This is a genomic window from Brevundimonas sp. NPDC058933 (assembly GCF_049315965.1).
Taxonomy (GTDB): Bacteria; Pseudomonadota; Alphaproteobacteria; order Caulobacterales; family Caulobacteraceae; genus Brevundimonas.
Genome location: NZ_JBMOSL010000001.1, coordinates 986,868 through 1,011,325 on the forward strand (window position 1 = coordinate 986,868; position 24,458 = coordinate 1,011,325).

The following is a 24,458-nucleotide window of genomic DNA, read 5'->3' on the forward strand; positions in this document are numbered from 1 at the left end:
CGATCAAGCCCAGAGCCACCTAACCCGGCGTCATGTCCGGCGTCTTGCCCTCGGCGATTTCCTGGGCCTCCCATTCCTCGATCTTGCGGGCGGTGTATTCCGGCGACCTGGTGAAGCGGGCCAGGACGCCATAGATGACCGGCACCACGAACAGGGTCAGCATGGTGGCGAACATCGCCCCGGTGAAGATGACCACGCCGATGGTCTGACGGCTGCCGGCGCCGGCGCCCTGCCACAGCATCAGCGGCAGGGCGCCGAAGGCGGTGGCGATCGAGGTCATGATGATCGGGCGTAGACGAAGGCTGGCGGATTCGATGATCGCCTCGCGGATCGTCCGTCCCTGATCGCGCAACTGGTTGGCGAACTCGACGATCAGGATGCCGTTCTTGGCCGCCACCCCGATCAGGATGATCAGGCCGATCTGGCTGTAGATGTTCAGGCTGGAGCCCGCCATCAGCAGACCGAACAGCCCGCCCGCCGCCGCCAGAGGCACGGTCAGCATGATGACCGCCGGGGTGATCCAGCTCTCGAACTGCGCCGCCAGCACCAGGAAGACCAGCAGCAGGGCCAGGGCGAAGGCCCAGCCCACGGCGCTGCCCGCCTCTTGCTGATCGCGCGCCGCCCCGCCCCAGCGGATCGTGCCGACGCCCTGAGGCTGCTTGGCGACCTCTGCGTTCAGGAAGGCCACGGCGTCGTCAATGGTCGTTCCGGGGTTCAGATCGGCCTGCAAGGTAATCGCCCGTTGGCGGTCCAGCCGTCGACGATCAGGCGTGTCGCCCGAGGTCTGGGTGGTGACCACCGCCGACAGCGGCACCAACTGGCCCGCGCCGGTCGAGACATAGAGAGCCTCCAGATCAGCCACGCTGCGACGGTTGTCGCGGTCGGTCTGCAAGATGACGTCGTATTCCTGGCCGCCCTTGATGTAGGTCGTGGCGCGACGCGAACCGAACATGGTTTCCAGCGCACGGCCGATCTGTTGCGACGACACGCCCAGGGCCGCCGCCTTTTGCGGATCGACATCGACCAGCAGGCGCGGCGCATTCGGCTCATAGTTGAGGCGAGGCCGCGACAGGCCCGGATTTTCGAGGGCCGCAGCAAGAATGGGCTGCAACCAGTTGTAGATCGGCCCGTACTCGGAACCCGTCACGATCATCTCGACCGAGTTGGAGTTGCCGCCGCCGCGCTGGAAGGCGCCGGGGGTGGAGGCGTTGACCTGGGCGTCCGTCTGACTGCGCAGCTTGCCGTTCAACTCCTGAGCGATCTCATCGGCCGAACGCTTGCGCTCGGACCAGTCGGCCAGGTTGAGGACCGCACTGCCCGAACTGAAGCCTGAACCCCCGAAACCCGGCGCGGAGATCAGGAAGTTGGCCGCTTCGCCGCTGTCACGATACTCGGCCAGGATGGGCTCGAGCCCCAGCATGATCCTGCGGGTGTAGTCGAAGCCCGCGCCTTCGGGGCCGGCGATCCGCAACGTCACGCGCCCCCGATCTTCATTCGGCACCAACTCATTCGGCAGATGCAGGAAGATGCCCGTTGCTCCGGCCGCGACCAGAACGATCAGACCAATCACCCCGCCCAAGGCGATGCGACGCCCCAATAGGGCGTTGAGCGAGTTGGCGTAGGAGTTCTTCAGCGCATCCATGGCCCGGTCGACACGACGCGCCACCCAGCCGCCAGTGTGAGCCGGCTTCAGGATCTTGGAGGCCATCATCGGCGACAGGGTAAGCGCCAGGAATGCCGAGAAGGCCACAGCCGCCGCAATGGTCGCCGCCAGTTCCACGAACAGACGACCGACATATCCGGGCAGGAACAGCAGCGGGGCGAACACCGACAGCAGCACCACGGTGGTCGCCACGACGGCGAAGAAGACCTGACGCGCGCCGCGCTCGGCGGCGATCAGCGGTGGCTCGCCATGATCCAGACGACGCTGGATGTTCTCGACCACGACGATGGCGTCGTCGACCACCAGACCGATCGCCAGCACCAGGGCCAACAGGGTCAGCAGGTTCAGCGAGAAGCCCAGGGGGGCCAGGACGATAAAGGTCGCCAGCAGACAGATGGGCGCCACCACCGACGGGATGATCGCCGCCCGCAGACTGCCCAGGAAGATGAAGTTGACCAGGGCCACCAGCGCCATTGAAATGCCGATGGTGATCCAGACCTCGTCAATCGCGTGGGAGGTGAAGACCGAGTTGTCGGACCCGACTTCCAGCGTCGTGCCCGGCGGCAGGGTCGGGGTCACCTGCTCCATCAGGGCGCGAGCGCCCTCGGAAATCGCCAGGTCGTTGGACTGGGCCTGACGGGTGATGGCCAGGCCGATCTGGTCAATGCCATTGCCACGGAACAGGCGGCGGTCCTCAGCCGGCGCCTCCTCAATCCGTGCGATGTCGCCCAGGCGGGTGACATAGGCGGCGTTGCCCAACAGGGCGCCGGTCACGCCGTTGGTCATGGCCGTGGTGGCGGCCGCCAGCGTGCCCGAGCTCTGGGCGCCCGTCGCCGTCGACGCCGAACCCCGCGTGCCGATGGGCAGTTGGGCGAAGTCGGCCGGCCGCGCATAGGTGCGCGCCACGCGGACGGTGTAATCCTTTTGCGCCGACTCCAGCGAACCGGCGGGCAGTTCGACATTCTGGTTGGTCAGGGCCGTCTCGACATCGTTGACCGTCAGACCGCGCGCCGCCATGGCGGCGGCGTCCAGCCAGATGCGCATGGCGTAGCGTTGCTCGCCGAAGATGTTCACCTGGGCCACGCCGGGCACGGTGGCGAAACGGTCGACCAGGTAGCGGTCGGCATAGTCCGTCAGCTCCAGACGATTCATCGTCGTGGAGCGCAGGAACATGATCATGATCGGCTGGCTGTCGGAATCGGCCTTGGCCACCTCCGGCGGATCAGCCTGATCCGGCAGACGGCCCTGAACACGCGAAACCCGGTCGCGCACGTCGTTGGCGGCGTCGTCGATATTACGGTCCAGCGAGAACTCGATGTTGACGCTGGAACGGCCGTCGCGGCTGGTCGAGTTGATGCGCTCGACGCCCTGGATGCCGGCGATCTGCTGCTCGATCGGCTCAGTGATCCGGCTCTCGATCACCTCGGCCGAGGCGCCGGCGTAGGAGGTGCTGACGGAAACGACCGGAGGATCGACGTCCGGCAGTTCGCGGACCGGCAGGAAGAAGAAGGCCGCCAGACCGATGACGCACAGGACAATGGCCGCGACCGCCGCGAAAACCGGACGACGGACCGAAACATCGGACAGCATCATTTGCGGGCCGCCGTGGCCGCGCCCGGGGCGACCTTCTGCTGGCCCGCGCCGCCGACAGTGACAGGCGCGCCCGGCTGGATACGGTTCAGGCCGGACGCAACCACGCGGTCGTTGTTGTCGAGGCCCGACAGAATTTCGACGAAGCCGCCTTCGACCGCGCCCGCCTGCACCTCGACACGCTGGGCGGTCGCGCCGTTTTCGCCGCGCGCGATGCGATAAACGAAGGCGCCCTGCCCTTCATACTGAACAGCGGCTTCGGGAACCGACAGGCTCTGACGACGGCCCTGCTGCACGGCGACCCGCATCATCATGCCGGGACGGATGCGATTGCCGGGATTGGCGAATTCGGCGCGGGCGATGACGGCGCGGGTCTGCTCGTTGACGCGCGTGTCCAGCAAGGCGATGCGGCCAGAGACGGTTTCGTCGGCATAGGCGTCCGCCGTGGCGCTCAGCGGCGTACCGATCTCCAGCACGCCCAGATAGCGTTCCGGCAGCGGGAAATCGACGCGAATGGCGCTGGTGTCGTCCAGGGTGGTGATGATCGATCCGGGCGAGATCAGGGTTCCCGGGGTTACCGTGGTCAGACCCAAGACCCCTGCGAAGGGCGCGCGCAACACGCGATCGCCGCGACGGGCTTCTGACGCAGCCACAGCGGCGCGGGCGGTCTGAAGGGCCGTTTCGGCGGTTTCAGCGGTCACGCGCGGCGCCACGCCGCGTTCGGCCAGAATCTTGAATCGGTCGTACTCGCGCTGGGCCTGAGCCAGTTGCGCGCGAGCCTGGATCAGATCGGCGTCTTCCTCTCGCGCCTGAAGTTCGACCAGAGGCGTGCCGGCCGCGACCCTCTGGCCGTCCGTGAACATGACGCGCGTGATCAGCTCGGTCGAGTTCGAGGTGATGTTGACCGAGCGCTTGCTGCGCGCCACGCCCAGCACCCGGATCTGGTCAGCAAACTCACGCGGGGTCGCGATCGCCTCGGCCACCGCTTGACCGCGTCCGCCGCCGGGACCGCCGCGCCCCGGACCGCCAGCGCCACCCTTGCTGTCGTCGGTCAGGGTGATCTTCAGCACCGCCGCCAGGACCATCAGCCCTACCAGACACGCCGCCGCGATAATGAAAAAATGGCGTTTGAACACGCGACGCAGTCTCCCCGACAACAAGCGGTCCCGCTTAGCGGGTCATGGTCGTTACGCAAATAAAGTATCTGTAACGGCCGGCTGTTTGGTTTCCGTCGCGAAAAGCGGATCAGAACCGTCGCCACACGCCGATGACCGGTCCGCCCGCCACGGGGGTGTCGCGCCCCGCCAGGGCCTGCCGCCATCCCCCCTGAAGACTCCAGACGCCAAAGTCGCGCACGGCCGTGACTTCCACCGACAGCCAGCGCGCGCCATCCCCGTCCACGGCGCCTCCAAATCCTTGCGCCATGAGCATCCAGTCCTCGCCTACATGAGCGCCCGCCGTCAGATCGACCCGAACCTCGTCCGGGAGGCCCTGACGCCATCGTCGCGCAACCTGCGCCTCGACAAAACTGCGTTGCGGCATCCATTTCGAACCAGAGCCGTCGATGGAGCGACCGGCCAACAGCCGCACCTCCCAGTCGCTGTCGCCCACGCCAGGCGGCGCATAGCCTGCATTTCGGCCTTCGCCGTTTCGAGCGTAGCCTGCGTAGACGGCCACGACATTGGCGTCGTCACGATAGGCCTGCCAGCGCGCCCCGATCTCGATGGGGCCCTGCCCCTCATATTCAACGTAGTCGTCGCGCCCTTGCTGCCATTCGCCCTTGAACTGCAGCGTCAGTCGGTCCGTCAGCCCGTACTCGACGAGAAGCGACGCCGCCCGGTCGACACGCTCGGTCGGCAGGCTCTCGGTCCCGCCATCCGAGCCAAAGCGCTCGTCGGCACGTATGTCCTCGTATTTGACGATGGCCTGCCCCTGCCCCTTGGGCAGATTCCAGCTGCCGGCGAGCGTGGGCGATGAAGCTCCCGCCAGCACCCCAATGATGATCAGCCCCCCGACCGCCCTCACACGTCGTAGCCCGGTGATTTTCGCTCGAGCTGGCGCAGGGCGCCCGGCCAGGCGAGCGAAGAGATGAAACCGATGCCTCGCCCCTGGTCCTTCGTCTCGGCCTGAGCAGCGTCCGGCGCCATCAGCACGTGCTCGCGTCCGCCTGACAGGGCCGCCACCTGCTGGGCGCAGGCCCGTTCCAGAAAGAATATCCCGACCCAGGCCTGAGCGGCCGTCTCACCCACCGCCATCGTGCCGTGGTTGCGCAGCAACATCAGCGGCTTGTCGCCCAGATCGGCCACCAGCCGCTCACGCTCGTCATGGTTCAGCGCCAGTCCTTCATAGCCGTGATAGGCCACCTGATGCTGCAACAGGCAGGCGTTCTGGCTGATCGGCAACAGACCATGCTGCTGCGCCGCCACGCCGACGCCGTTCACCGTATGAAGATGGACGACGAATTTGGCGTCGTCGCGCGCGGCGTGCACCGCCGAATGGATGGTGAACCCCGCTGGATTGATGAAACTGGCCGTCTCCTGAACGATGACGCCATCCAGATCGACCTTTACCAGGCAAGAGGCTGTAATTTCGTCGAAATACCAGCCGTAGGGATTGATCAGAAAATGATGCTCAGGTCCCGGCACGCGCGCCGAGATATGGGTGAAGATCATGTCGTCCCAGCCGTGAAGCGCCACCAGTCGGTAGAGGGCGGCCAGTTCCACCCGCGCCTGCCACTCGGCCTCCGACACTCGCGATTGCAGCGATGACGCCGATCCATCCGCCATGACGACCTCCCTTATCGTTGTTCTGTTGAACCTCGCCCCGCTCCGGCGTCGCGTCAAGCGACCCGCGTTCGACCCGGAAGCTTTTCGTTAACCCTGTTTTCACGCGCGCCGGATGACTATGCGGCGCGGCCCGGGCGGCCGTCCTTCAATACGCGGAGCCGCCGGTGTCCACAGTCGTTCCGCCAGACCTGACGCACGCGTCGCAAGCCGTTCCCCTGTCAGGTTTGAACCAGTTGCTGGACCTCGCCAAGAAGCGCTCTCCCGACGATCAGAACCGGTTGCTGATGGGCGTGGCGGGGCTCTACGAGTCTGCGGGCGCTCACGGCGGCGCTCCCGAGGCCCTGGCCGACATTTTCATCGCCCTGACCCGCAGCGCAGAACGTGAAATCCGCCAGGTCCTGGCTCAGCGGCTGGCCAGGGTGGAATGGGCGCCCGCCGCCCTGGTGCGCATGCTGGCGGCAGACGAAATCGAGATCGCCCGTCCTGTGATCGCCGCCAGCCCGCTGCTGCTGGACGAAGACCTGCTGCAACTTCTGTCTGACTGCTCGATCGAGCATCAGATTCAGGTCGCGTTGCGCCCCAACATCGGAGCGGCGGTGGCCCGCGCCATTATCGCGGGCGCTGACCCTGCGGTGATGACGGCTCTGGCTACGAATCGAACCGCCCAGATCGAAGCCTCCGTCTTCGCCGACCTGGTCGGCCATTCGCGTCAGTTGGCCGCCCTGCGCGCGCCGTTGACGCGTCACCCCTCCCTGGACGAGGCTCTGGCGCTCCGTCTTTACCAGTGGGTCGGCGACGCCCTGCGCCAGGCGATCAGCGACCGTTTCACAATCGACCCGGATCGACTGGCGGAAGCCGTCCGATCCGTTGCCCGGACCACGGCAGGCGAGACCGCAGGAGGTCAGGTCGGCGCCGTTGACTGGGACGCGCCCCCGGAAGATTCGGATGCGCGTCTGGCGGCCAAGCTGCATGCGGCCGGACAGTTGCGCCCCGCCTATCTGATCCGCGCCCTGCGAGAGGAAAAGCTGGGGGTCTTCGCCCATGGCCTGGCGATGCTCGGACGGTTCGAAGTGACGCAGGTTCGTCGCGCGCTCGACGGCGACACGGCCCGGCCGCTCTTCCTGGCCTGTATCGCCGTCGGGCTGGATCGCGCCGCATTTCCCGCCATTCTGACTGAAATCCGCAAGCTGAACAAAGGCTTCCCGCGCGATCCCGACAGCTCGGCCTGGCGCCTGGCCGAGCGCTCCGCCGATCAGGCCGCCTATGAATTTCGGTTGCTGATGGCCGATGCAGACCACGCTTCCGTTTGACACGGGCGATCCGCTCCGCTTGCGTGACTTCGTGAAAACCTCCTCAGCCCCACTCGCCCTGACCTTTGTCGCCAGCGACCGCCCCGAAGCCGAAACGGCGCGCGAGCGGCTGAGCAAACGCTACGGTTCCGTCCCCGTGACGGAAGCCGACGTCGTCATCGCACTCGGGGGCGACGGCTTCATGCTGGAGACCCTGCATAACAACCTGCAGCGCCGAACCCCGGTCTACGGCATGAACCGGGGCTCGGTCGGGTTCCTGATGAACGACTATGAGGAAGACGACCTTCTGGAACGCCTCGCCGAGGCCGACCGCACGGTCATCCACCCCTTGCAGATGGACGCCTGGGTCGAAAGCGGCGAGGTCCACAGCGGCCTGGCCATCAACGAGGTCTCCCTGCTGCGACAGACTCGCCAGAGCGCCAAGCTGCGCATCAGCATCAACGACAAGGTGCGCCTGGAGGAGCTGAGCTGCGACGGCTGCATGGTCGCCACGCCCGCCGGCTCGACCGCCTACAACCTTTCGGCGCATGGCCCCATCATCCCGCTGGACGCGCCCAGCCTGGCCCTGACGCCGATCAGCGCCTTCCGCCCGCGTCGCTGGCGCGGGGCCCTGCTGTCGCACACGGCGCGCGTGCGTTTCGAGGTGCTGGAGCCCGACAAGCGGCCGGTCAGCGCCACCGCCGACAACTTCGAAGTTCGGCGGGTCACCCGCGTCGAGGTACGCGAACGCCGCGATATCAGCCTGACCATGCTGTTCGACGCGGGCCGCTCTTTCGAAGAGCGCGTCATGGCGGAACAATTCGCCAGCTGAAACGTCACGGGTTTTTAAGGCTCCCAGGCCTAGGCTGTCCGCTACGAGTTCAGGAGCCCGTCACGTGAGCAACCCTCCCCAGGTCATTCGCCCGCCCAATCCCCTGCGCGCCAAGGTCGGCGGTTTCGGCGGCATCGACGCCGACGCCATCGCCAAGGCAGAGGCCGCCCTCAAGGCCATGTCGGCCCAGTTCGGCCAATGGCTGCAGGACGAAATCACCAAACTCGACCAGGCCCAGGCCGAGATCCGCGCCAAGGGCTATACCCCCCAGACAGCGGAAGCCCTCTATTTTCGCGCCCATGACCTCAAGGGACTGGGCGCCACCTATCAATACCCCCTGGTGACCCGCATTGCGGGCTCGCTGTGCCGGATGATGGATGACGCCGACAGGCGGATGCAGGCGCCCGTAGCGATCCTCGACGCCCACATCGACGCCATCCGCGCGGTCGTGCGCGATGAGATCCAGACGGACGAACATCCGGTCGGACGCGAACTGGCGGAAACCCTGGAAGCGCGCGTCAACGAACATCTCGCCTGACGCCGACGACGGTCAAAGAAAAGGCGCCGCCGATGCTGGGGGCGCCTTTTTCATGAGCGGATGCAGCCTAGGCTGCGCTGACGGCCGCCTCGACAGCCATCTCAGTCGATTGGTCCAGCCGCTCCATCAGATAGGCCAGATCATCGCGCGACGTGCTGGGACGCTGGCTCAGGAAGCGTTCCAGCATGCGTTGGCGGAACACGTCGCTGGCTGTATCCCCGCCTTCCGCCTGTAGCGCCCGCCAGGTATCGACCCCGGCGCGGAAGGCCTGAAACAGGCGCGGCGGAAGCCCGGCCCGATCGTAGATGGATTTCAGCCCCAGAGGCCCCGCATCATGCACCATCAGCCAGGCGCGATGGTGCGGCGTGCCGGTCAACTCGGCCAGGGCATGTTCGAACAGGGCCATCTGGCCCCGCGCCAGCGCGCGCAGCAGCAGCGACGCATTCAACGCCCTGCGCGCGTTCAGTCCGGCGACAAAGGCCGGCAGGTCGTTGCTGACCCGCGCCTGATCAACCAGATCGACGGTCACCCGCTCGCGCGTGAACTGCGAGAACTGGATCGCCGTTTCCGGGGCCACGGCGTGGCGCGTCACCAGATGCTCGCGCACCGCGTCGCTGGCCAGCGCGACCAGCCGCTCGGTGACCGACAGCGGCAGGACCTGGCGATAGGCGATGGCGGAAACGATCTCGGACGTCTGGCTGAACCGGTCGATCACCACGCCCAGAGCCGCTTCGGAAATATCCGCATTGTCGTTGGCCGCCAGGGCGCGCACTGCAGACTGGCAACCTTCCGCCGCGAGCACGGTCGCGACGTCGCGTGGCACGCAACCCCTGCCCGCGACAGCGGTCTGGCGCACCGCTGAACCGGCGCGAATGATTTCAATCAGGTCGTCATCGGTAAAGACCGGCGAGCAACTGATGATCGGCAAGGCCACGCTGTCCACGTCGGCGACCAGGCGGCGCGCCACCTCGCGCGGCATCAGGTCCGACGATTTCAACGTGACAGCAAGGGCGCGCCGCACCAATTCGGCGGCGTCGTTGGCCATGACGTTCAGAATCTTTTGCGCGGCGGCCCTGTCGGCCTCGTCCAGGGGCATCCGGTCAATGCTGCGGCACAGCTTGTGCGCCGCCGCCGCGCGCTCGTCTTCCGCGTCAGATCTGATCAGACGCCTGATGTCGCTTTCCGTCAGTCGTGCGCGGTAGGCGGTCATGAAGAGCTCGTGAGCTAGGCGGGCGAAGAATCAATCGTCACGCTTAGCGTTACATAGTTAACACCTCATTAGGAATGAGGCGAAACCACGTTCCTTCAGGCCGCCGTCTCGGTCGGCGGTGCAAAGGCCCCGCCGAAGCCGCTGCTCTTGCCCCCCTGCCCGTCCTGACCCAACAGAAGCGCCAGCAGGCTCTGATCCTGCTTCAGGCGGTCCAGGCGCGCAGCCAGCATACGATCCTTGTCGCTCAGATCAGGCGTGGCCTTGATGGCCGAGCCGACGCCGGCCGCTGGCGCGCCTTCACCCGCGGTACGCTGCAGGTTGGCGTGAACCTCGGCCACCGTGGCGTGACGGCCGTTGCGATAGAAAATCGAGCGATTGGCCGAGGCGGCATCAGGGAACAGCGAGGCCGCGCTGGACCCGGGCCGCGACTGCATGGCCTCCATCAGCTTGGCCGCGCCTGCGGGACCAAGGAAATGTGCAGCGTAGAGATCGCCGGCGCCCGGCTCCCGCCCCGTTCGGCCACGCAGATAGGCGGCGTTGGAGGCCGTCAGTTCGGCCGCCATGGTCGAGGCCGCCTGAGCGTCGAACCGCAGGTCCAGCACCACGTTGCGGGCCGAGCCCTGCACTCGCCAGCGACCGTCGTCGCCGCGATGGATCAGGTCGGCGTACTGGCCATAGCCGTGCTTGGCGCCATGCTGCTTCACCGTGGCCAGCCAGGTCTGTTCGATGAACTGGAACAGGCCCGAGGCGGACGAGGTCGAGGCCCGCGCAGACGGGTTCATCGCGCTCTCGCGGCGCGCCGTCTTCATCAGGAAATCGAAGTCCACGCCGGTCGTGCTGGACGCACGCCGGATGGCCGCTTCAACCCCGCCGGATGATGGAATCGCTCCTACGCTCATATGGTTGACGGTCGCTAACTAAGGTTAACGAAAACCTAACCGCCAAGCGCCGCAATATCGCCGCAAGCTTGGCGCGAACTTCGTTCCGTGGGCGCTGGGGAGGGTCTGCGACAGAAGGCGTTGAAGGCCATGATGATCAGAACCGCGGGCGGCCCCGGACTGGTGAGCCCGATAGACTTTTCCGAGCGTAAGAAGCCAATCCCGCGCTGGATGTGGGCGGCGATAGGAGTTTCGGCCCTGGTTCATCTCGGGGCCGGCGTGTGGCTCTATAATCAGCGGTTCGAGATCGCCGACATCCCGGCGATGGACGAAGGTCCCATCACGACGGTCGATCTGACCCCCTATCCCAAACCACCGGAGCCCTTGGTCGCGCCCAAGGTTCCGCCCGCGCCGACGCCGCCGATCCATAGGCCGGAGACCGTCATCCCGTCCGAGGTGGCGCCGCTGGAGGTTCCGATTGCGCCTGTGACCTCGGCAGCCGCCGGACCGGCGATCAACCTGACCGCCCCGGCCAGCGAACCCTCGACCGGAACGTCCGTCAGCGCCGAGCCGGTGCGTTCGCCGCCAGTCATCACCAATCCCGACTGGGTGAGAAAGCCGACGGGCGAACAGATGATGCGGGCCTATCCCTCGGCCGCCGAGGCGCGCGGCGTCAGCGGCGTCGCCAACCTGTCCTGCCTGGTGAAGGTGGACGGGACCCTGACCGGTTGCTCCGTGTCGTCCGAGACGCCCGGCAGTCAGGGCTTCGGTCGCGCCGCTCTGGGCCTGACGCGCTACTTCCGTCTCAGCCCGCGCATGGTGGATGGTCAGGCCGTCGATGGCGCCCGCGTCAGCATGGCCATTCGCTTCAACCTGCCCGAAGGCTAGATGAAGCGACGGGGCGCGAGGGCCGGTTCCTGCGAGGGCCGGCCCTCGACCTCGTCAGCCACCACGCCTGCGACCAGCGGTCCCAGCAGCCAACCGTTGCGGCGCGGCCCCAGGGCCAGATGCAGCCCGTCTCCGACCGCCCCCGCCATCGGCAGGCCGTCCGGCGTCGCGCCGCGCACGCCAACGCGCCATTCGGGCTGCAGCGGACGCGGCGCCTGGCCCAGCACGGCCCAGGCCGCCGCCAGCATCTGTGCGCATCGCTCTGGATCGGGCCTCAGCGACCGTTCGCCCGCCTCCATCGTCGCCCCGATCACGCTGCCCTGCCCCATCGGCGCAATATAGGCGCCCGGCCCGCGCACGACGTGATCGGTCAGTCGCTCGCGCACCACGCCGATCTGCCCTCGGATGGGGATGATCAGGTCCAGCAACCGGGCTGCATCGTCAGGCAGGCCATCCAGTGCAACCGAGGCGCCGGTCGCCAGCACGACCTGAACGGCCTCGATCGCTCCCGCCGTCGTGTCGATCCGCCAGCGCGCGCCAACGCGCGTCAGGGTCGTCGCCTGGCCCTGGACTAGACGAACGCCCCGCGCCAAAGCGCCCAACGCCTGCCCCGGCTCGATCTTCCAGTCTTCGCCTGTCGTCAGCCGCCCGGTCTCAAGGTCGTAATCATGGGCGAAGCCCAATGCCGCCAGCCGCGCGGCCAGCACCTCGGCGTTCCCGCCCCGCCATTCCGCCCGGTCACGAACCACGGCCACGTCCGTCGCCTCGGCGAACTCGACCCAGGCATCGCGCCCGCGCCGCAACAGGGCCGCATGGTCGGCGCTCAGGTCGTCGATGGCGCTTTCCATCGCGGGCGCAATCATCCCCGCCGCCACCGCCGAGGCGTTCAGACCGCCGGGATCGACCAAGGTCACGTCATGGCCGCGCCGGACCAGCTCCGCCGCCGTGCACAGGCCCAGAACGCCCGCGCCGATGACCAGGATGTCTTGAGAATTGAAAAGGGGCACGGGCTGTCCTTCGACCTCCCGCGCCCCGATTTCAACCCGGCTTTTGTCTTACTCGGCGGCGAGCTTGGCCGCGCGGGCTTCTTCCAGACGCTGGGTCAGGGCCGCGTGCTGGTTCCACAGGGCCTTGGGCAGACGCTCCCCGAACTTGTCGTAGAAGGCGGGGATCAGGGCCGCCTCCTCCGTCCAGACGTCGGCGTCGACGTTCAGCAGGATGTCGAGATCGGCGTCCGACAGGCTCAGGCCCGACAGGTCCAGCGCGGCCCGGGTCGGCAGGCGGCCGACCGGGGTGTCCACGGCTTCGGCATTGCCGTCCAGACGCTCGACGATCCACTTCAGCACGCGGGCGTTGTCGCCAAAGCCCGGCCAGACGAACTTGCCGTCCTCGTTCTTGCGGAACCAGTTGACGAAGAACAGACGCGGCAGCTTCGACGCGTCCGCCTTCTCGCCCAGCTTCAGCCAGTGCGCGAAATAGTCGCCCATGTTGTAGCCGCAGAATGGCAGCATGGCGAAGGGATCGCGGCGCAGTTCGCCGACCTTGTTCTCGGCGGCGGCGGTGCCTTCCGAGGCCACGGTCGAGCCCATGAAGACGCCATGCTCCCAGTCGAAGGCCTCCGTCACCAGCGGCACGGCCGAGGCGCGACGACCGCCGAACAGGATGGCGTCGATCGGCACGCCCTTGGGATCTTCCCACTCGGGCGCGATGGCCGGGCATTGGCCGGCGGGCGCGGCGAAGCGGGCGTTCGGGTGGGCGGCAGGCTCGCCAGAGGCCGGATCGTGCGGCTGGCCCTTCCAGTTGGTCAGGCCTTGCGGCGTCTCCTTGGTCAGACCTTCCCACCAGACGTCGCCGTCAGCGGTCAGGGCGACGTTGGTGAAGATGGTGTTCTTCGCCAGGGTCTCGAGCGCGTTGTGGTTGGTGTTGCGGCTGGTGCCCGGCGCCACGCCGAAGAAGCCCGCTTCCGGGTTGACGGCGTAGAGGCGGCCGTCGTCGCCGAAGCGCATCCAGGCGATATCGTCGCCGACGGTCTCAGCCTTCCAGCCGGCCAGCGCCGGTTGCAGCATGGCCAGGTTGGTCTTGCCGCAGGCCGAGGGGAAGGCGGCGGCGACGTATTTGGACACGCCCTCAGGGCTGGTCAGCTTGAGGATCAACATGTGCTCGGCCAGCCACCCTTCGTCGCGGGCCATGATCGAGGCGATGCGCAGGGCGTAGCACTTCTTGCCAAGCAAGGCGTTGCCGCCATAGCCCGAGCCGTAGGACCAGATTTCGCGCGTCTCGGGGAAGTGGACGATCCACTTGTCGTCATTGCAGGGCCAGGGCACGTCGGCCTGACTTTCAGCCAGCGGCGCACCCAGGGTGTGGACGGCCGGCACGAAGACGCCGTCGGCGCCCAGCATGTCCAGGGCGCCCTTGCCCATGCGGGTCATGACGCCCATCGACACGGCGACATAGCCGCTGTCGGTGATCTCGACGCCCAGGGCGGAGATCTTGGAGCCCAACGGGCCCATGCAGAAGGGCACGACGTACATGGTGCGACCGACCATGCAGCCGTCGAACAGACCGTCGAGGCGGTCGCGCATCTCGATCGGATCGGACCAGTTATTGGTCGGGCCGGCGTCGGCCTCGTCTTCCGAGCAGATGAAGGTGCGGCTTTCGACGCGGGCCACGTCCTTGGGGTCCGAGGCGGCGTAGTAGCAGCCGGGGCGTTTGGACTGATCCAGTTCCTTCAACGTGCCCTTGCCGATCAGGTCGGCGATGATGGCCGATTTTTCGGCGTCCGAGCCGTCGCACCAGTGAACGCGGTCCGGCCTGGTCAGGGCCGCGATTTGGGCGACCCAGGCGATCAGGCCCTTGTGGTCGGTCGGCGCGGGATAGAGTCCCGGAATCGATACGTCTGCAGTCACAATCATGGTCTCCTGAACCGGGCCGCCCGACGATCTGACGCCGTCGTGACGAGTCGGGCGCTGATCACGCCCTGTTACAGGCGCAATGCCACCGGAGACGACGTAAGGTCAACCGTTGCCAGAATTCACTTTTGCCGGAATAAATTTGCTGCGCCGCAGCATGATTTCCGGTCGCGACACGCGCCGGCTGCCGATATCAGGACTGGATGCGAACCATGGACACCCTGATCGCCCTGCCGGCCGGAGCAATGGCCTCGCCGGCCGCTGTTCGGAACGCCGAGCCCATCCTGCAGCGCCTGCGCGCCCATCTGCCGAACACGGGGCGCGTGCTCGAAATTGCGGCGGGCGCCGGCCAGCACGCCGTCGCCTTTTCCACCGCCCTGCCCGGTCTGGACTGGACGCCCAGCGACCCCAGCCCCGAGGCCCGCGCCAGTATCGCCGCCTGGACGGCCGAGGCGGACCTGAGCAATCTCCAGCCGCCGCTTGCGCTCGATTGTCTGGATGAAACGACCTGGCCCCACGCCAGCTTCGACGCCGTCGTCTGCATCAACATGATTCACATCAGCCCGTGGGCGGCGACCGAGGGCCTGATGGCGCTGGCTGAACGCGTCCTGCCCCGCCCCGGCGGATTGCTCTACCTCTATGGCCCCTATCGCGAAGCCGAGGTTGCGCTGGCCCCGTCGAACGAAGCCTTCGACGCCAGCCTGAAGGCCCGCGATCCGGCCTGGGGCCTGCGTGATCGGGACGAGGTCGTCGCGCTGGCTCGATCACACTGCCTGGCGCTGACGTTGCGGACGGAAATGCCCGCCAACAACGTCAGCCTGCTGTTCAGACGAACCTGATCAGGCAATCGTTGCGACCACCGCCGACAGTTCGGCCCGGTCGTTGACCAGAGCGACCTTGTCGCCCCGGAACACGGCGCCCGGCGCTTCGGCTGCGATCCCGAACACTTGTGCGGCCAGGGCCACGCCGTCGGCGAAGGCCAGAACCGGCACGCCGTTAGTCCGCGCCAGCACCAGCAGTTCCCGCACCAGCGCCACGCCGGCCTCATCGGCCAGACCGCCCGGCACGACCAGACCCTTGACCAGACCACCCGTGATGTCGGCGGCCGTCGCGGTGGCCAGAACCGTAACGCCGCTGCTGATCAGGCTGGCGTCGCCCGTAGAGATCGGAGCCAGCGAAACCCCATCGGCTCTCAGCGACGCCTCCATGTCTCCCAACTCGCCAAAATCCATCTCCCGTCGCATGACGAGCCCCATCCGCAGACGGGTGGGAACGGGGCGGTTATAGCCCTGGCGAGTGCGGGGGCCGGTCGATGCGTTGCGTTGAGCGTTCAAGACATGTCCTTCAAAGGTTGTCGTTCAATATTCGATCGCCTGTTCGGAATGGATCAGACGAAGAGCCCCTGAGGGGAAACTGAAAACGAGAATCGCCGCGTCACGGATGGACCGGACGCGATCTGGATCAGTTCGTTGGGGTGACTGAACATATAGGCCGACCGCGCTTAGGGTCAATGACGGCCCACGCCCATATGATCTCAGCGATATTCAGACGCCGCGCGCGAAATCTTTCCGAACATCGGTCACAGGATCGCTTGCCTGCCCGCCCCTCCGCCTTCTACAGAGCCGCATCCTCAAGGACGGACCGCCATGGCTTTCACCCGCACCTACGACGGCCCCGAGCCTGTCCGCATCAACAAGTGGCTGGGCCAGACCGGCGTCTGCTCGCGCCGCGAGGCAGAGGCCCTGATCGCCGCCGGCATGGTCACCATCGACGGCGAGAGCGTCACCGACGCGGGCCGCAAGATCGAACCGGGCCAGACCCTGACCCTGAACGACCGGGGCGAGGCCGCATTGGCCTCTGGCGTCACCATCCTGATCCACAAGCCGCTGGGCTATGTTTCGGGCCAGCCCGAGCCGGACAAGATCCCGGCCGTGCGCCTGCTGACGGCGGAGAACCTTGTCGGTGAAGGCGCGCCGCCCGCCGAAGACGCCTCCCTGCCCCCCATCGGTCGTCTGGACGAAGATTCGCGCGGCCTGCTGATGCTGTCATCCGACGGCGTGGTGGCCAAGGCCGTGATCGGCCCGCAGTCCCGCCTGGACAAGGAATACCTGGTCCGCATCGAAGGCGACGTCACCGAGAAGAAGCTGGCTCTGCTGCGCCGCGGCCTGATGCTGGACGGGCGGATCCTGAAATACGCCAGGGTCTCGCGCATGGAGCAGAACCGCCTGCGCTTCATCCTGACCGAGGGCCGCAACCGCCAGATCCGCCGCATGTGCGAGATGGTGGATCTGGAAGTCACGGACCTGCTGCGCATCCGCGTCGGCCCCATCCACCTGAACAACCTGCCCGAGGGCAAGTGGCGCATGATCACGCCCGAAGAACGCGAAGCCCTGATCAGGGGCGCAATGGACTGAAGGTCAAGCCAGGGCGATCCCCGCCATCCGGGTCAGTTCCGCAACATGGCTGGCGAAGGCCTTTCTGCCGGCGGATGTCAGGCTGATCCACGTCCGCTGACGCCCTTCCGACGCCGCCTTGCGAAGGTTGACATAGCCCGCCTCCTCCAACTGCTTCAGATGCTTGGACAGGACGGAATCCGACACCTCGATCCGATCACGGATCATGGCGAATTCCGCGTCATCGATGCCGGACAGAAGGGCGCAGATCTGTAGCCGCCCCGGAGCATGGATGATCGCATCGAAAACCGGAGACGCGCTCATTCACCGATCTCCGCCAACTCCCGTCGCCACACGCCCGTCCAGATTCGGCTGCCCACGATGGCGGCGATGAAGCCCAGCGCGCCTGACACCATGAAGAGCCACCAGGGCCCGACGAACCGTCCATACAAGGACAGGCTGATCAGCCCGAGGAAGACAGCCAGGAGCCCAAACGCCACCCAACGCGCGCGTTTTGGCGAGTAGCCGCTGACCCACCAGCCGAACGTCTTGCGCCACCACATCACCAGGATGGCGAGACCGCCCAGTGCGATGGGCAGGACGATCAGAGACCAGGGCTGGGGCATGCCCTGCCCCGCCACCAGAAGCCCGCAGACCGCGCCGTAGGCCAGGTCATAGCCAAGGGGATAGTTCATCGATGGCGCGACACTGCTGCGCGCGGCTCGTACCGACGCCAGGGCGTCCTGAGGGTTCTGGGGGTTCTGGGGGTCCTGCGACATGACGAAGCCTCACTTTCCAATACGGAAAGAATAGACACGACTTTCCAGATCGGCAAGCCATCATTTTCCATACTGGAAAATTAAGCGCGCAGCGCCTCGAACCACCGCTGCAGCAGCGTCGCCTCGGCGCGGTGAGCGGCGACACGGGCGGCAGCCTCCTCGTCTACGCCCCAGCGTTCCTCAGTAAAGGCTTCGTCCAGACGCGACAGGTCCAGCGCCGCCTCGCCCGACAGGGCGCCGCGTTGAACAGCCAGTCCCAGCACCGCCGACCCCAGAAGCGGCACCGCCGTCGCCAGTCCGGTCAAGGCATGATCGTCCAGCTCCAACGCCAGGGCCTTCACCCGCGCCAGCGCCTCGGGCGGCTGCGCCCGATGCACGATGCCCTCGGCCGTGTGAAGGTTCACGCCCAGCTCTCGCGCGGCCCAGTCGCGCCACGGCCCCCACTCGGCCTGCTGGCGCGCGATCAGCGACGTGGGGTGCTCGGCCAGATAGCAGATCACGTCCGACCCGGCGTAGGCGGCGATCTCGGCGGCCACCGGCTCGCGCGTCTGGCTGACCCGGTCGATGGCGGTCGAGGCCAGACGCGTCGCGGGCATGGTTCCCGGAACCAGGAACTCGCCCTGGGCCGCCCACTCCTCGGCGACCAGCCTTGCAGCCGCCTCGGTCGGCAGGGTCAGGGTCTTGCCCGCCGGAGTCTTGGGCGTGCGGCCGTCCAGACGCACGGTCCAACCGCCTTCGTCCGCCGAGACATCAGCGACCGTCCAGGAGCGCTTGATACGCTCTTCGGACTCGCGAAAACCCTTGCGGGCGGCGACATTGGGATCAAGCGGGGGGATGTGGGACATGTCGGCCTTCTAGGCGGCAAGAGCGGTCGAGGCGAAGCGCTCCAGCGCCGCCTCCAGATCAGGGAAGTCGACGGCGACATGATGTGCGCCTGCCGCGACCTGTTCTTCGCAGGTATGGAAACCCCAGCCGACGCCCAGAGGATGCACGCCCGCATTCAGCGCCATCGTGATGTCATGGCTGGTGTCGCCGATCATCGTCGTGGACGCGGCATCGGCTCCGCACGCCGTCATGGCGGCGAGCAGCATGGCAGGATCGGGCTTGCCCGGACCATCCGCCGCGCAATGGCTGGACAGGAACAGGTCGCTCCATTCAGGCCGCGCCAGATTGCGGGCCACGCCGCGCCGGTTCTGACCCGTCGCCAGCGACAGGCGCCAGCCGTCCCGCTTCAGCCGCCGCAGCGTATCCATGACGCCGGGGTAGAGCTCTTCCTGATGCCCGGCGTCGTACATGGCGCGGAAGCTGGCCTGAAACGCCGCAACGAAGTCCGCCAGTTCGGCGTCCGTCAGACTGGGCTCCAGCACGTGCAGCGCCTTATCCAGCGTCAGCCCGACGATCTGGCGCACCCGGTCATAGGATGGCTCGGGCAGACCCAGGGTCTGAGCCGCTTCGCAACTGGCCCGAAAGATCGAGGCGCGGCTGTCCACCAGGGTGCCGTCAATGTCGAAAACTGCAAGCGGCCGGCTCATCGCTGGCGCTTGACCCCTTCGAACGGATCGACGTCGCTTTCATCCTCAGAGAAGCCGAAGTGGGCGAATCCGGCCTTGATCTCGGGGCTTAGCGGCGCCTCGACGATCAGGGTGCCGCCGCCGGGGTGGTCAAGTTCGATACGGCGGGCGTGCAGTTGCAGCTTCAGCACGCCTGACAGTTCGCGCGACTTCTCGTCCCCATATTTGTGGTCGCCCAGGATGGGGTGGCCGATGGCCGCCATGTGGGCGCGCAGCTGGTGCGTCCGCCCGGTAAACGGACGCAGCGCCATCCACGAGGCCCGGTGCGCGGCGCGGCTGATGGTGGCGAAGGCGGTCTCGGCGGGTTCGCCCTTGGGGTCCTTGGGCTCGGCCGGACGCATCATCTCATAGTCGTTGATGCCGGTCTTCTTCAGCGCCAGGTCGATCTGACCATGGGTGGGCTTGGGGTTGCCGATGACGATGGCCCAGTAGGTCTTCTTGGCCTGACGACGCGCAAAGGCCCCGGCCAGACGCTTGGCCGCCTCCGGCCCCTTGCCCAGCAGCAGGACGCCTGAGGTGTCGCGGTCCAGACGGTGGACCAGACGTGGCCGATCCATCCCCTCGCCCCAGGCCGACAGCAGGCGGTCGACGTGCTTCGTCGTCTTGGTCCCGCCCTGCACGGCCAGACCGTGCGGCTTGTTGAGGGCGATGACCATGTGATCTTCGTACAGGACCAGCGACTTGGCGTAGGCCACGTCGCGTTCGGTCAGTTCGTGCAGGTCGCCGGGCTTGCGCGGATTGTCATCCGGCAGCGGCGGCACGCGCACGGCGGCGCCGGCGGTCAGGCGATCCTGCGGCTTGACCCGAGAACCGTCGACGCGAATCTGGCCGCTGCGGGCCATCTTCTCCACCTGGATATGGGTCAGGTGCGGCCAGCGGCGCTTGAACCACCGGTCCAGGCGGATGTCGTGTTCGTCCTCGGCGACATAGAGGGTCTGGACTTCGCGGCTCATGCGCCCACTCCGGTAAACAGTTTGCGCGCGATCATCAGGCCGACGAACAGGGCGGCGATGGCAAGAACCACCGAACCCACCGCATAGACGAAAGCCGTGGCCAGTTCACGGCGTTCGATCATCAAAGCGGTCTCAAGCGAAAAAGCAGAGAACGTGGTGAAGCCGCCCAATAGGCCGACGGCGGCGAACAGGCGGATGCTCTCCTGTGCCGCGCCCCCCTTAAGCGCCAGCCAACCCGCCAGCAGGCCCATCAGCAGACCACCCGAAACATTGGCCAGGAAGGTCCCCCACGGCCACGTCGCGCCGGACGCGACCCGACCGACCGTCAGACCCAGGCTGTAGCGCGCCACGGCCCCCATTGCGCCGCCGGCGGCGACCAGAAGAAATTGCATCATGTCGGGCTTCTACACCCGTCAGGCGGCTTTGGCGAAGCCGCGACTTGCCGCTGTGCGCAGCATTGAATCCGGAAGAACCTCATCTTCTGAGCCATGTCGGCGCGCGCCAGACAAAAAAACGGCGGCGGATCCTGGGACCCGCCGCCGCTCAGAACTCAAGCTGTTGGAATAGCTTAGAAGTTCGCCGTCACGCCGAAGAAGACGTAGCGTCCCATCGCATTATAGAGTTGCGGATAGGTGTTGTTGTTGCCGGTGGTGCCGACGCTGTAGGACAGCGGCGGATCGGTGTCGAAGACGTTGTTGACGCCGACGCGGAGGCTCACATTGTCCCGAGCCTGCCAGGTCGCCGCCAGGTCGAAGTAGTTGATGGCGTCGAACTCGCGGTCGATACGAGCGGCCGGCGAGTTGCCGAGGCTGCCGTCAGCGCCCAGCACGGCGATTTCAGAACCGCCGTAGTAGCGCCAGGTGCCGGCCAGGTTCAGACCTTCGATCGGGGTGCCCCAGTCGACACGCATACGGTGACGCCATTCCGGGTTCGGAACGCCGCACTGGTTGGCGTAGTAGCCGGCGCAGTCATACTTCGAGTTGTCGAAGCCCAGACCCGTGTCGGTTTCCAGCGACTGCAGCCAGGTGCCGACCATGGTGAAGCCCAGCGTGCCGGCGCTATCCCACCCGTAATCGGCCAGATCCTTGCGATAGTTGACCGCCACGTCCACACCCGACGTAGCTAGGCCGCCGATGTTGGTGTTCAGATCGACGACATTGCCGGTGCCGATCCACAACTGCCCATTCGAGTTACGCTGAATGTTGGAGCAGGCAGCGGCCAGGCCGGCGGTGTAGCAGGCGTCCAGCGAGTTCTGGGCGCCGATCGACGAGATCAGGTTGTCGATCTGGATGTCGAAGTAGTCAACCGTCAGGTTGAAGCCAGGCAGGAACTCAGGCGTGAAGACCACGCCGAAAGTCAGGGTGTCCGACTCTTCCGGCGTCAGCGCGGTGTTGCCGCCTTGCAGGAAGTTATACTGGCCAGCCGGGCTGGAGATGCCCGTGCTGGTGGCCTGAGCCAGGGTCACCTGCCACGGGTTGGAGCCGATGCAGGCCGCGTCGCCAGCGTAGCTGGCCGCCACGTTCTTGTCGCAGGGGTCGGCGTCCAGGTCGAACAGGTTGAAGCCCTGGGCGGTGAACAGTTCGATCACGTTCGGAGCGCGAACAGCACGCTGGGCGCTGGCGCGGAAACGAACCGATGGGACCGGAGCCCAGTCGCCGCCGATCTTCCACGAGTCCGTGCCGCCGCCCAGTTCATATTCGGAATGGCGGTAGGCGACGTCGACCGAAAGCTGGTCGGCGAAAGCCATGCCTTCGGCGATCGGGATCTGGGCTTCAGCGAACACGTCATAGACCTGGTTCGCACCGTTGAGGCCCAGGGTCGGGCCGCCTTGGCCAGCGCCGTCGCCGCTGGTGAACGACACGTCAGGCGTGAGGTCCAGCGAGTCACGACGATACTCCGCGCCGAACGCGGCCTGAACACCGCGCGTGGCCCACGGCGACTTGACGCCATAGGTGCCCAGATCGGCGGTCAGCGAGCCGGAGACGACCTGCTGGGTCGTCCAGCCGGTGGCGATCAGCGGCACTTGCAGATAGTCCAGAGCTTCCTGCGTCACGCCGCCCGAACGGAAGATGTTGTAGGGGACGCAGTCGGCGTCGATGCCGGCGACGACCGACGAACAGACGGGCTGACCGGTTACCGGGTCGCTCACAACATCCAGAGCACGAGCCAGACGCGTGTTGGAGAACTCATTGCGATAGATATTGGTGTACTGCGAGCGCGAGTACTGCGCCGACAGATCATAGCTCCAGGCTTCGTTCAGATCGCCCCGAGCACCGACAACGCCGCGGTACGACTGGAAGCGGATATCCGACTGACGACCGCCGCCTTCGACGTTACGGCGACCGATATACATGTCCTTGGCCGCGCCGGCGGTAATGTCCGCAGCGCTACAACCGATGGCGCCGCGCTGTTGAGCGGACAGCAGGGGGTTGTTGCATCGAATGGTCGAGCTGCCGTCCGTCGTGCGGAAGCCGTCCGCAAACTCGCCGAAGAAGTTACCCGACGGCGCGATCTGCGCGATGGTCGAGTAGTCGCTGAACATCAGCTGCGTATAGACTTCGATTTTATCGGTCACATCATAGTGGCCGAAAGCGCCCAGAGTGTAACGCTCATCGGGACGCTGGTAGTAATTCAGCGGTCCGAAGTTATAGGCGTCACGCGCGCCAACATAGGGGATGAAGTTGCCCACATCGTCAACTGTATAGGTGTAGCTTCCGAAGTTCGTAAACTGACCCGGGAAAGAGGTACCCGAACCGGCGCAAGCAAAGTCACCCGGCGTAGCGGCTGCAGGTGCGCCGAGCGAGCAGGACGAATAGTCGTAATCGCGGCCCAGAACCTTGTTGTTCTTGCGATACCCCGCATACAGGGTGATGTTGCCGCGATCATCGGGCGCATTCACGCCCATCAGAACGTTCACTTCACGGCTGAAGCCGGTCGTGACGTTATCGTCGGGCAGGCTGAACTGCGATGGGTTGGCTGCGGCGCGAGCGGCGATGACGTTGCGCAGGTTGCCCACGCCGTCATAGTCGTTGTTGTGCTGGTTGAAGCCGTACTGGCCGTCGATTTCGATGCCTTCGAAATCACGACGCATGATGAAGTTCACAACGCCAGCGACAGCGTCCGAACCATAGACGGCCGAGGCGCCGCCCGTCAGCACTTCAACCCGTTCCACCATCTGGCCCGGAATCTGGTTGAGGTCTGCGGCGTCGTCCAGCGGCGAGCCGTAGCCCATGCGCTTGCCGTCAATCAGCACCAGGGTGCGCGAAGACCCGAGGTTACGCAGCGACACGGTGGCGGTGCCCGAGGCGCCGTTAGACACGGTCGAGTTCTGAGCGGCGAAAGCCTGCGGCAGTTGCGTCACCAAGTCTTCGACCCGGGTAACGCCCTGAATGTCGATGTCCTCGCCCGTGACCTGGGTCACCGGGCTGGTGGTGGTCAGGTTCGGCTGACGGATGCGCGAACCCGTGACGACGACGTCTTCGACCTGACTGGCCTGATCCGGCTGAGCCGGCGCAGTCTGCGCCATGGCGGGCACGGCCATGCCTGCCAGCGCAAAACCGGCAATCATCGTCGTGGCCAGTAGGCGCTCACGTTTATTGGTCAATTTCAAACCCCTCTCCTGAAGTTAGGTGACAAAGCAAAGGATGCTCCCTTCGCCTCCACCCTCAATCCTGGCGTGGGCGAATCTTGATTCGCCCCACTAGTCCGCCACCCGATTACGCCTTGGGGTCGCATTTACGCCATGAAATTACTCGGCCTTCATCATCATGGCGTCCCATATGTCGCAAACTAGACACGCTTTGGCTTTCCGCTGGAAAAGGTAGCTTCGCCCCTTTGCCGCCCTATTTGCGACAAGCATCATCGGGCCAGCACCGTTCACGGAAGGTTTTTTCCTTCCACGTGGCAGATTCTCGCGACTTCCTTCTAACATATCGTAGATATTTGAAGCATCGCAGACACCAGATGCCCGCGCCGGATCAGCCATTTTCGGCTTAATCATCAGTGAGAGCGGCGATATCAGAGCCTGCTCGATCCAGGCGGGGGGTCCAGGATGGTGCGCGCCATCATTGCGCGCGCTCAAGCGGCCCCGCTCCGCACCGCTCTCCCTAGCTGGGACGGAGAACATTCACATAACAATGGCCCCTTCTGCGGGGCGCCGGTTCCCCCAAACCTCCAGCC

General features: G+C 66.1%; 23 protein-coding genes. 6 read left to right on the top strand and 17 right to left on the bottom strand.

Going from position 1 to position 24,458, the window contains the following annotated elements:
• Nucleotides 1-19: 19 nt before the first annotated feature.
• The 4 genes from ACOZBP_RS04795 to ACOZBP_RS04810 all read right to left on the bottom strand — a co-directional run bounded on the left by ACOZBP_RS04795 (nt 20) and on the right by ACOZBP_RS04810 (nt 6,039).
• The gene (locus ACOZBP_RS04795; RefSeq protein ID WP_422675489.1) at nt 20-3,253 is read right to left on the bottom strand and encodes an efflux RND transporter permease subunit; all 3,234 of its coding nucleotides are present in this window, start codon (nt 3,251-3,253) and stop codon (nt 20-22) included.
• The gene (locus ACOZBP_RS04800) at nt 3,253-4,389 is read right to left on the bottom strand and encodes an efflux RND transporter periplasmic adaptor subunit (protein WP_422675259.1); all 1,137 of its coding nucleotides are present in this window, start codon (nt 4,387-4,389) and stop codon (nt 3,253-3,255) included. Before ACOZBP_RS04800 ends, ACOZBP_RS04795 begins: the two co-directional genes overlap by 1 nt.
• Before the next feature lie 109 nt (nt 4,390-4,498).
• Nucleotides 4,499-5,278, bottom strand: coding sequence for a hypothetical protein (locus ACOZBP_RS04805; RefSeq protein ID WP_422675260.1), 780 nt, complete (start codon nt 5,276-5,278; stop codon nt 4,499-4,501).
• A complete protein-coding gene (locus tag ACOZBP_RS04810; RefSeq protein WP_422675261.1) occupies nt 5,275-6,039 on the bottom strand; it encodes a class II aldolase/adducin family protein in 765 nt (254 codons plus the stop codon). The genes ACOZBP_RS04805 and ACOZBP_RS04810 overlap by 4 nt, the downstream gene beginning before the upstream one ends.
• Before the next feature lie 164 nt (nt 6,040-6,203).
• On the opposite strand from ACOZBP_RS04810, the gene ACOZBP_RS04815 reads away from it, so the two are divergent.
• The 3 genes from ACOZBP_RS04815 (at nt 6,204) to ACOZBP_RS04825 (ending at nt 8,698) form a co-directional block, all read left to right on the top strand.
• The gene (locus ACOZBP_RS04815) at nt 6,204-7,349 is read left to right on the top strand and encodes a DUF2336 domain-containing protein (RefSeq protein ID WP_422675262.1); all 1,146 of its coding nucleotides are present in this window, start codon (nt 6,204-6,206) and stop codon (nt 7,347-7,349) included.
• A 31-nt stretch (nt 7,350-7,380) separates the two neighbouring features.
• The gene (locus ACOZBP_RS04820; protein ID WP_422675263.1) at nt 7,381-8,160 is read left to right on the top strand and encodes an NAD kinase; all 780 of its coding nucleotides are present in this window, start codon (nt 7,381-7,383) and stop codon (nt 8,158-8,160) included.
• A 64-nt stretch (nt 8,161-8,224) separates the two neighbouring features.
• Nucleotides 8,225-8,698, top strand: coding sequence for an Hpt domain-containing protein (locus tag ACOZBP_RS04825; RefSeq protein ID WP_422675264.1), 474 nt, complete (start codon nt 8,225-8,227; stop codon nt 8,696-8,698).
• 67 nt (nt 8,699-8,765) lie between these two features.
• Here the strand turns inward: ACOZBP_RS04825 and ACOZBP_RS04830 are convergent, their stop codons facing one another.
• Together ACOZBP_RS04830 and ACOZBP_RS04835 are read right to left on the bottom strand one after the other, a co-directional pair.
• A complete protein-coding gene (locus tag ACOZBP_RS04830) occupies nt 8,766-9,908 on the bottom strand; it encodes a DUF2336 domain-containing protein (RefSeq protein WP_422675265.1) in 1,143 nt (380 codons plus the stop codon).
• A gap of 95 nt (nt 9,909-10,003) precedes the next feature.
• Complete coding sequence (locus ACOZBP_RS04835) at nt 10,004-10,807, bottom strand: transglycosylase SLT domain-containing protein (RefSeq protein WP_422675266.1); 804 nt, start codon at nt 10,805-10,807, stop codon at nt 10,004-10,006.
• A gap of 129 nt (nt 10,808-10,936) precedes the next feature.
• Here ACOZBP_RS04835 and ACOZBP_RS04840 point away from each other — a divergent pair, with 129 nt between their 5' ends.
• A complete protein-coding gene (locus tag ACOZBP_RS04840) occupies nt 10,937-11,674 on the top strand; it encodes a TonB family protein (protein ID WP_422675267.1) in 738 nt (245 codons plus the stop codon).
• Here the strand turns inward: ACOZBP_RS04840 and ACOZBP_RS04845 are convergent.
• Nucleotides 11,671-12,681, bottom strand: coding sequence for an NAD(P)/FAD-dependent oxidoreductase (locus tag ACOZBP_RS04845; protein ID WP_422675268.1), 1,011 nt, complete (start codon nt 12,679-12,681; stop codon nt 11,671-11,673). The genes ACOZBP_RS04840 and ACOZBP_RS04845 overlap by 4 nt on opposite strands.
• 48 nt (nt 12,682-12,729) lie before the next feature.
• Entirely contained in the window at nt 12,730-14,580 is a 1,851-nt protein-coding gene (locus ACOZBP_RS04850) for a phosphoenolpyruvate carboxykinase (GTP) (protein WP_422675269.1), read from the bottom strand.
• A 215-nt stretch (nt 14,581-14,795) separates the two neighbouring features.
• Between ACOZBP_RS04850 and ACOZBP_RS04855 the strand changes: the two genes are divergently transcribed.
• Complete coding sequence (locus ACOZBP_RS04855; RefSeq protein WP_422675270.1) at nt 14,796-15,422, top strand: DUF938 domain-containing protein; 627 nt, start codon at nt 14,796-14,798, stop codon at nt 15,420-15,422.
• Here the strand turns inward: ACOZBP_RS04855 and ACOZBP_RS04860 are convergent, their stop codons facing one another.
• Nucleotides 15,423-15,917 (bottom strand): hypothetical protein, encoded by a 495-nt coding sequence (locus tag ACOZBP_RS04860; protein ID WP_422675271.1) that lies wholly within the window; start codon nt 15,915-15,917, stop codon nt 15,423-15,425.
• A gap of 312 nt (nt 15,918-16,229) precedes the next feature.
• Between ACOZBP_RS04860 and ACOZBP_RS04865 the strand changes: the two genes are divergently transcribed.
• Nucleotides 16,230-16,997 carry a pseudouridine synthase gene (locus ACOZBP_RS04865; protein ID WP_422675272.1) on the top strand — a complete coding sequence of 256 codons (768 nt, stop codon included), beginning with the start codon at nt 16,230-16,232 and terminating at the stop codon, nt 16,995-16,997.
• Between the two features lie 3 nt (nt 16,998-17,000).
• Here the strand turns inward: ACOZBP_RS04865 and ACOZBP_RS04870 are convergent, their stop codons facing one another.
• From ACOZBP_RS04870 to ACOZBP_RS04905, 8 genes are all read right to left on the bottom strand, one after another.
• Entirely contained in the window at nt 17,001-17,300 is a 300-nt protein-coding gene (locus tag ACOZBP_RS04870; RefSeq protein WP_422675273.1) for a transcriptional regulator, read from the bottom strand.
• Nucleotides 17,297-17,755, bottom strand: a complete 459-nt coding sequence (locus tag ACOZBP_RS04875; protein WP_422675274.1) for a hypothetical protein — start codon at nt 17,753-17,755, stop codon at nt 17,297-17,299. Before ACOZBP_RS04875 ends, ACOZBP_RS04870 begins: the two co-directional genes overlap by 4 nt.
• An 80-nt stretch (nt 17,756-17,835) precedes the next feature.
• Nucleotides 17,836-18,600 carry an ATP12 family chaperone protein gene (locus ACOZBP_RS04880; protein WP_422675275.1) on the bottom strand — a complete coding sequence of 255 codons (765 nt, stop codon included), beginning with the start codon at nt 18,598-18,600 and terminating at the stop codon, nt 17,836-17,838.
• A gap of 9 nt (nt 18,601-18,609) precedes the next feature.
• Complete coding sequence (locus ACOZBP_RS04885) at nt 18,610-19,287, bottom strand: HAD-IA family hydrolase (protein WP_422675276.1); 678 nt, start codon at nt 19,285-19,287, stop codon at nt 18,610-18,612.
• Nucleotides 19,284-20,279 carry an RluA family pseudouridine synthase gene (locus ACOZBP_RS04890; RefSeq protein WP_422675277.1) on the bottom strand — a complete coding sequence of 332 codons (996 nt, stop codon included), beginning with the start codon at nt 20,277-20,279 and terminating at the stop codon, nt 19,284-19,286. The genes ACOZBP_RS04885 and ACOZBP_RS04890 overlap by 4 nt, the downstream gene beginning before the upstream one ends.
• Nucleotides 20,276-20,674, bottom strand: coding sequence for a fluoride efflux transporter CrcB (gene crcB / locus ACOZBP_RS04895; protein WP_422675278.1), 399 nt, complete (start codon nt 20,672-20,674; stop codon nt 20,276-20,278). The genes ACOZBP_RS04890 and crcB overlap by 4 nt, the downstream gene beginning before the upstream one ends.
• Nucleotides 20,675-20,847: 173 nt before the next feature.
• Nucleotides 20,848-23,883 carry a TonB-dependent receptor domain-containing protein gene (locus ACOZBP_RS04900; protein ID WP_422675279.1) on the bottom strand — a complete coding sequence of 1,012 codons (3,036 nt, stop codon included), beginning with the start codon at nt 23,881-23,883 and terminating at the stop codon, nt 20,848-20,850.
• Nucleotides 23,884-24,027: 144 nt separating this feature from the next.
• The gene (locus ACOZBP_RS04905; protein ID WP_422675280.1) at nt 24,028-24,360 is read right to left on the bottom strand and encodes a hypothetical protein; all 333 of its coding nucleotides are present in this window, start codon (nt 24,358-24,360) and stop codon (nt 24,028-24,030) included.
• Nucleotides 24,361-24,458 lie beyond the last annotated feature (98 nt).

What these genes read in the sequence shown, in the direction of transcription:
- ACOZBP_RS04795 (WP_422675489.1), bottom strand. Translation starts at nt 3,253, where the DNA reads ATGCTGTCCGATGTTTCGGTCCGTCGTCCGGTTTTCGCGGCGGTCGCG.
- ACOZBP_RS04810 (WP_422675261.1), bottom strand. Translation starts at nt 6,039, where the DNA reads ATGGCGGATGGATCGGCGTCATCGCTGCAATCGCGAGTGTCGGAGGCC.
- ACOZBP_RS04830 (WP_422675265.1), bottom strand. Translation starts at nt 9,908, where the DNA reads ATGACCGCCTACCGCGCACGACTGACGGAAAGCGACATCAGGCGTCTG.
- ACOZBP_RS04835 (WP_422675266.1), bottom strand. Translation starts at nt 10,807, where the DNA reads ATGAGCGTAGGAGCGATTCCATCATCCGGCGGGGTTGAAGCGGCCATC.
- ACOZBP_RS04840 (WP_422675267.1), top strand. Translation starts at nt 10,937, where the DNA reads ATGATGATCAGAACCGCGGGCGGCCCCGGACTGGTGAGCCCGATAGAC.
- ACOZBP_RS04855 (WP_422675270.1), top strand. Translation starts at nt 14,796, where the DNA reads ATGGACACCCTGATCGCCCTGCCGGCCGGAGCAATGGCCTCGCCGGCC.
- ACOZBP_RS04865 (WP_422675272.1), top strand. Translation starts at nt 16,230, where the DNA reads ATGGCTTTCACCCGCACCTACGACGGCCCCGAGCCTGTCCGCATCAAC.
- ACOZBP_RS04870 (WP_422675273.1), bottom strand. Translation starts at nt 17,300, where the DNA reads ATGAGCGCGTCTCCGGTTTTCGATGCGATCATCCATGCTCCGGGGCGG.
- ACOZBP_RS04875 (WP_422675274.1), bottom strand. Translation starts at nt 17,755, where the DNA reads ATGTCGCAGGACCCCCAGAACCCCCAGAACCCTCAGGACGCCCTGGCG.
- ACOZBP_RS04880 (WP_422675275.1), bottom strand. Translation starts at nt 18,600, where the DNA reads ATGTCCCACATCCCCCCGCTTGATCCCAATGTCGCCGCCCGCAAGGGT.
- ACOZBP_RS04885 (WP_422675276.1), bottom strand. Translation starts at nt 19,287, where the DNA reads ATGAGCCGGCCGCTTGCAGTTTTCGACATTGACGGCACCCTGGTGGAC.
- ACOZBP_RS04890 (WP_422675277.1), bottom strand. Translation starts at nt 20,279, where the DNA reads ATGAGCCGCGAAGTCCAGACCCTCTATGTCGCCGAGGACGAACACGAC.
- crcB (WP_422675278.1), bottom strand. Translation starts at nt 20,674, where the DNA reads ATGATGCAATTTCTTCTGGTCGCCGCCGGCGGCGCAATGGGGGCCGTG.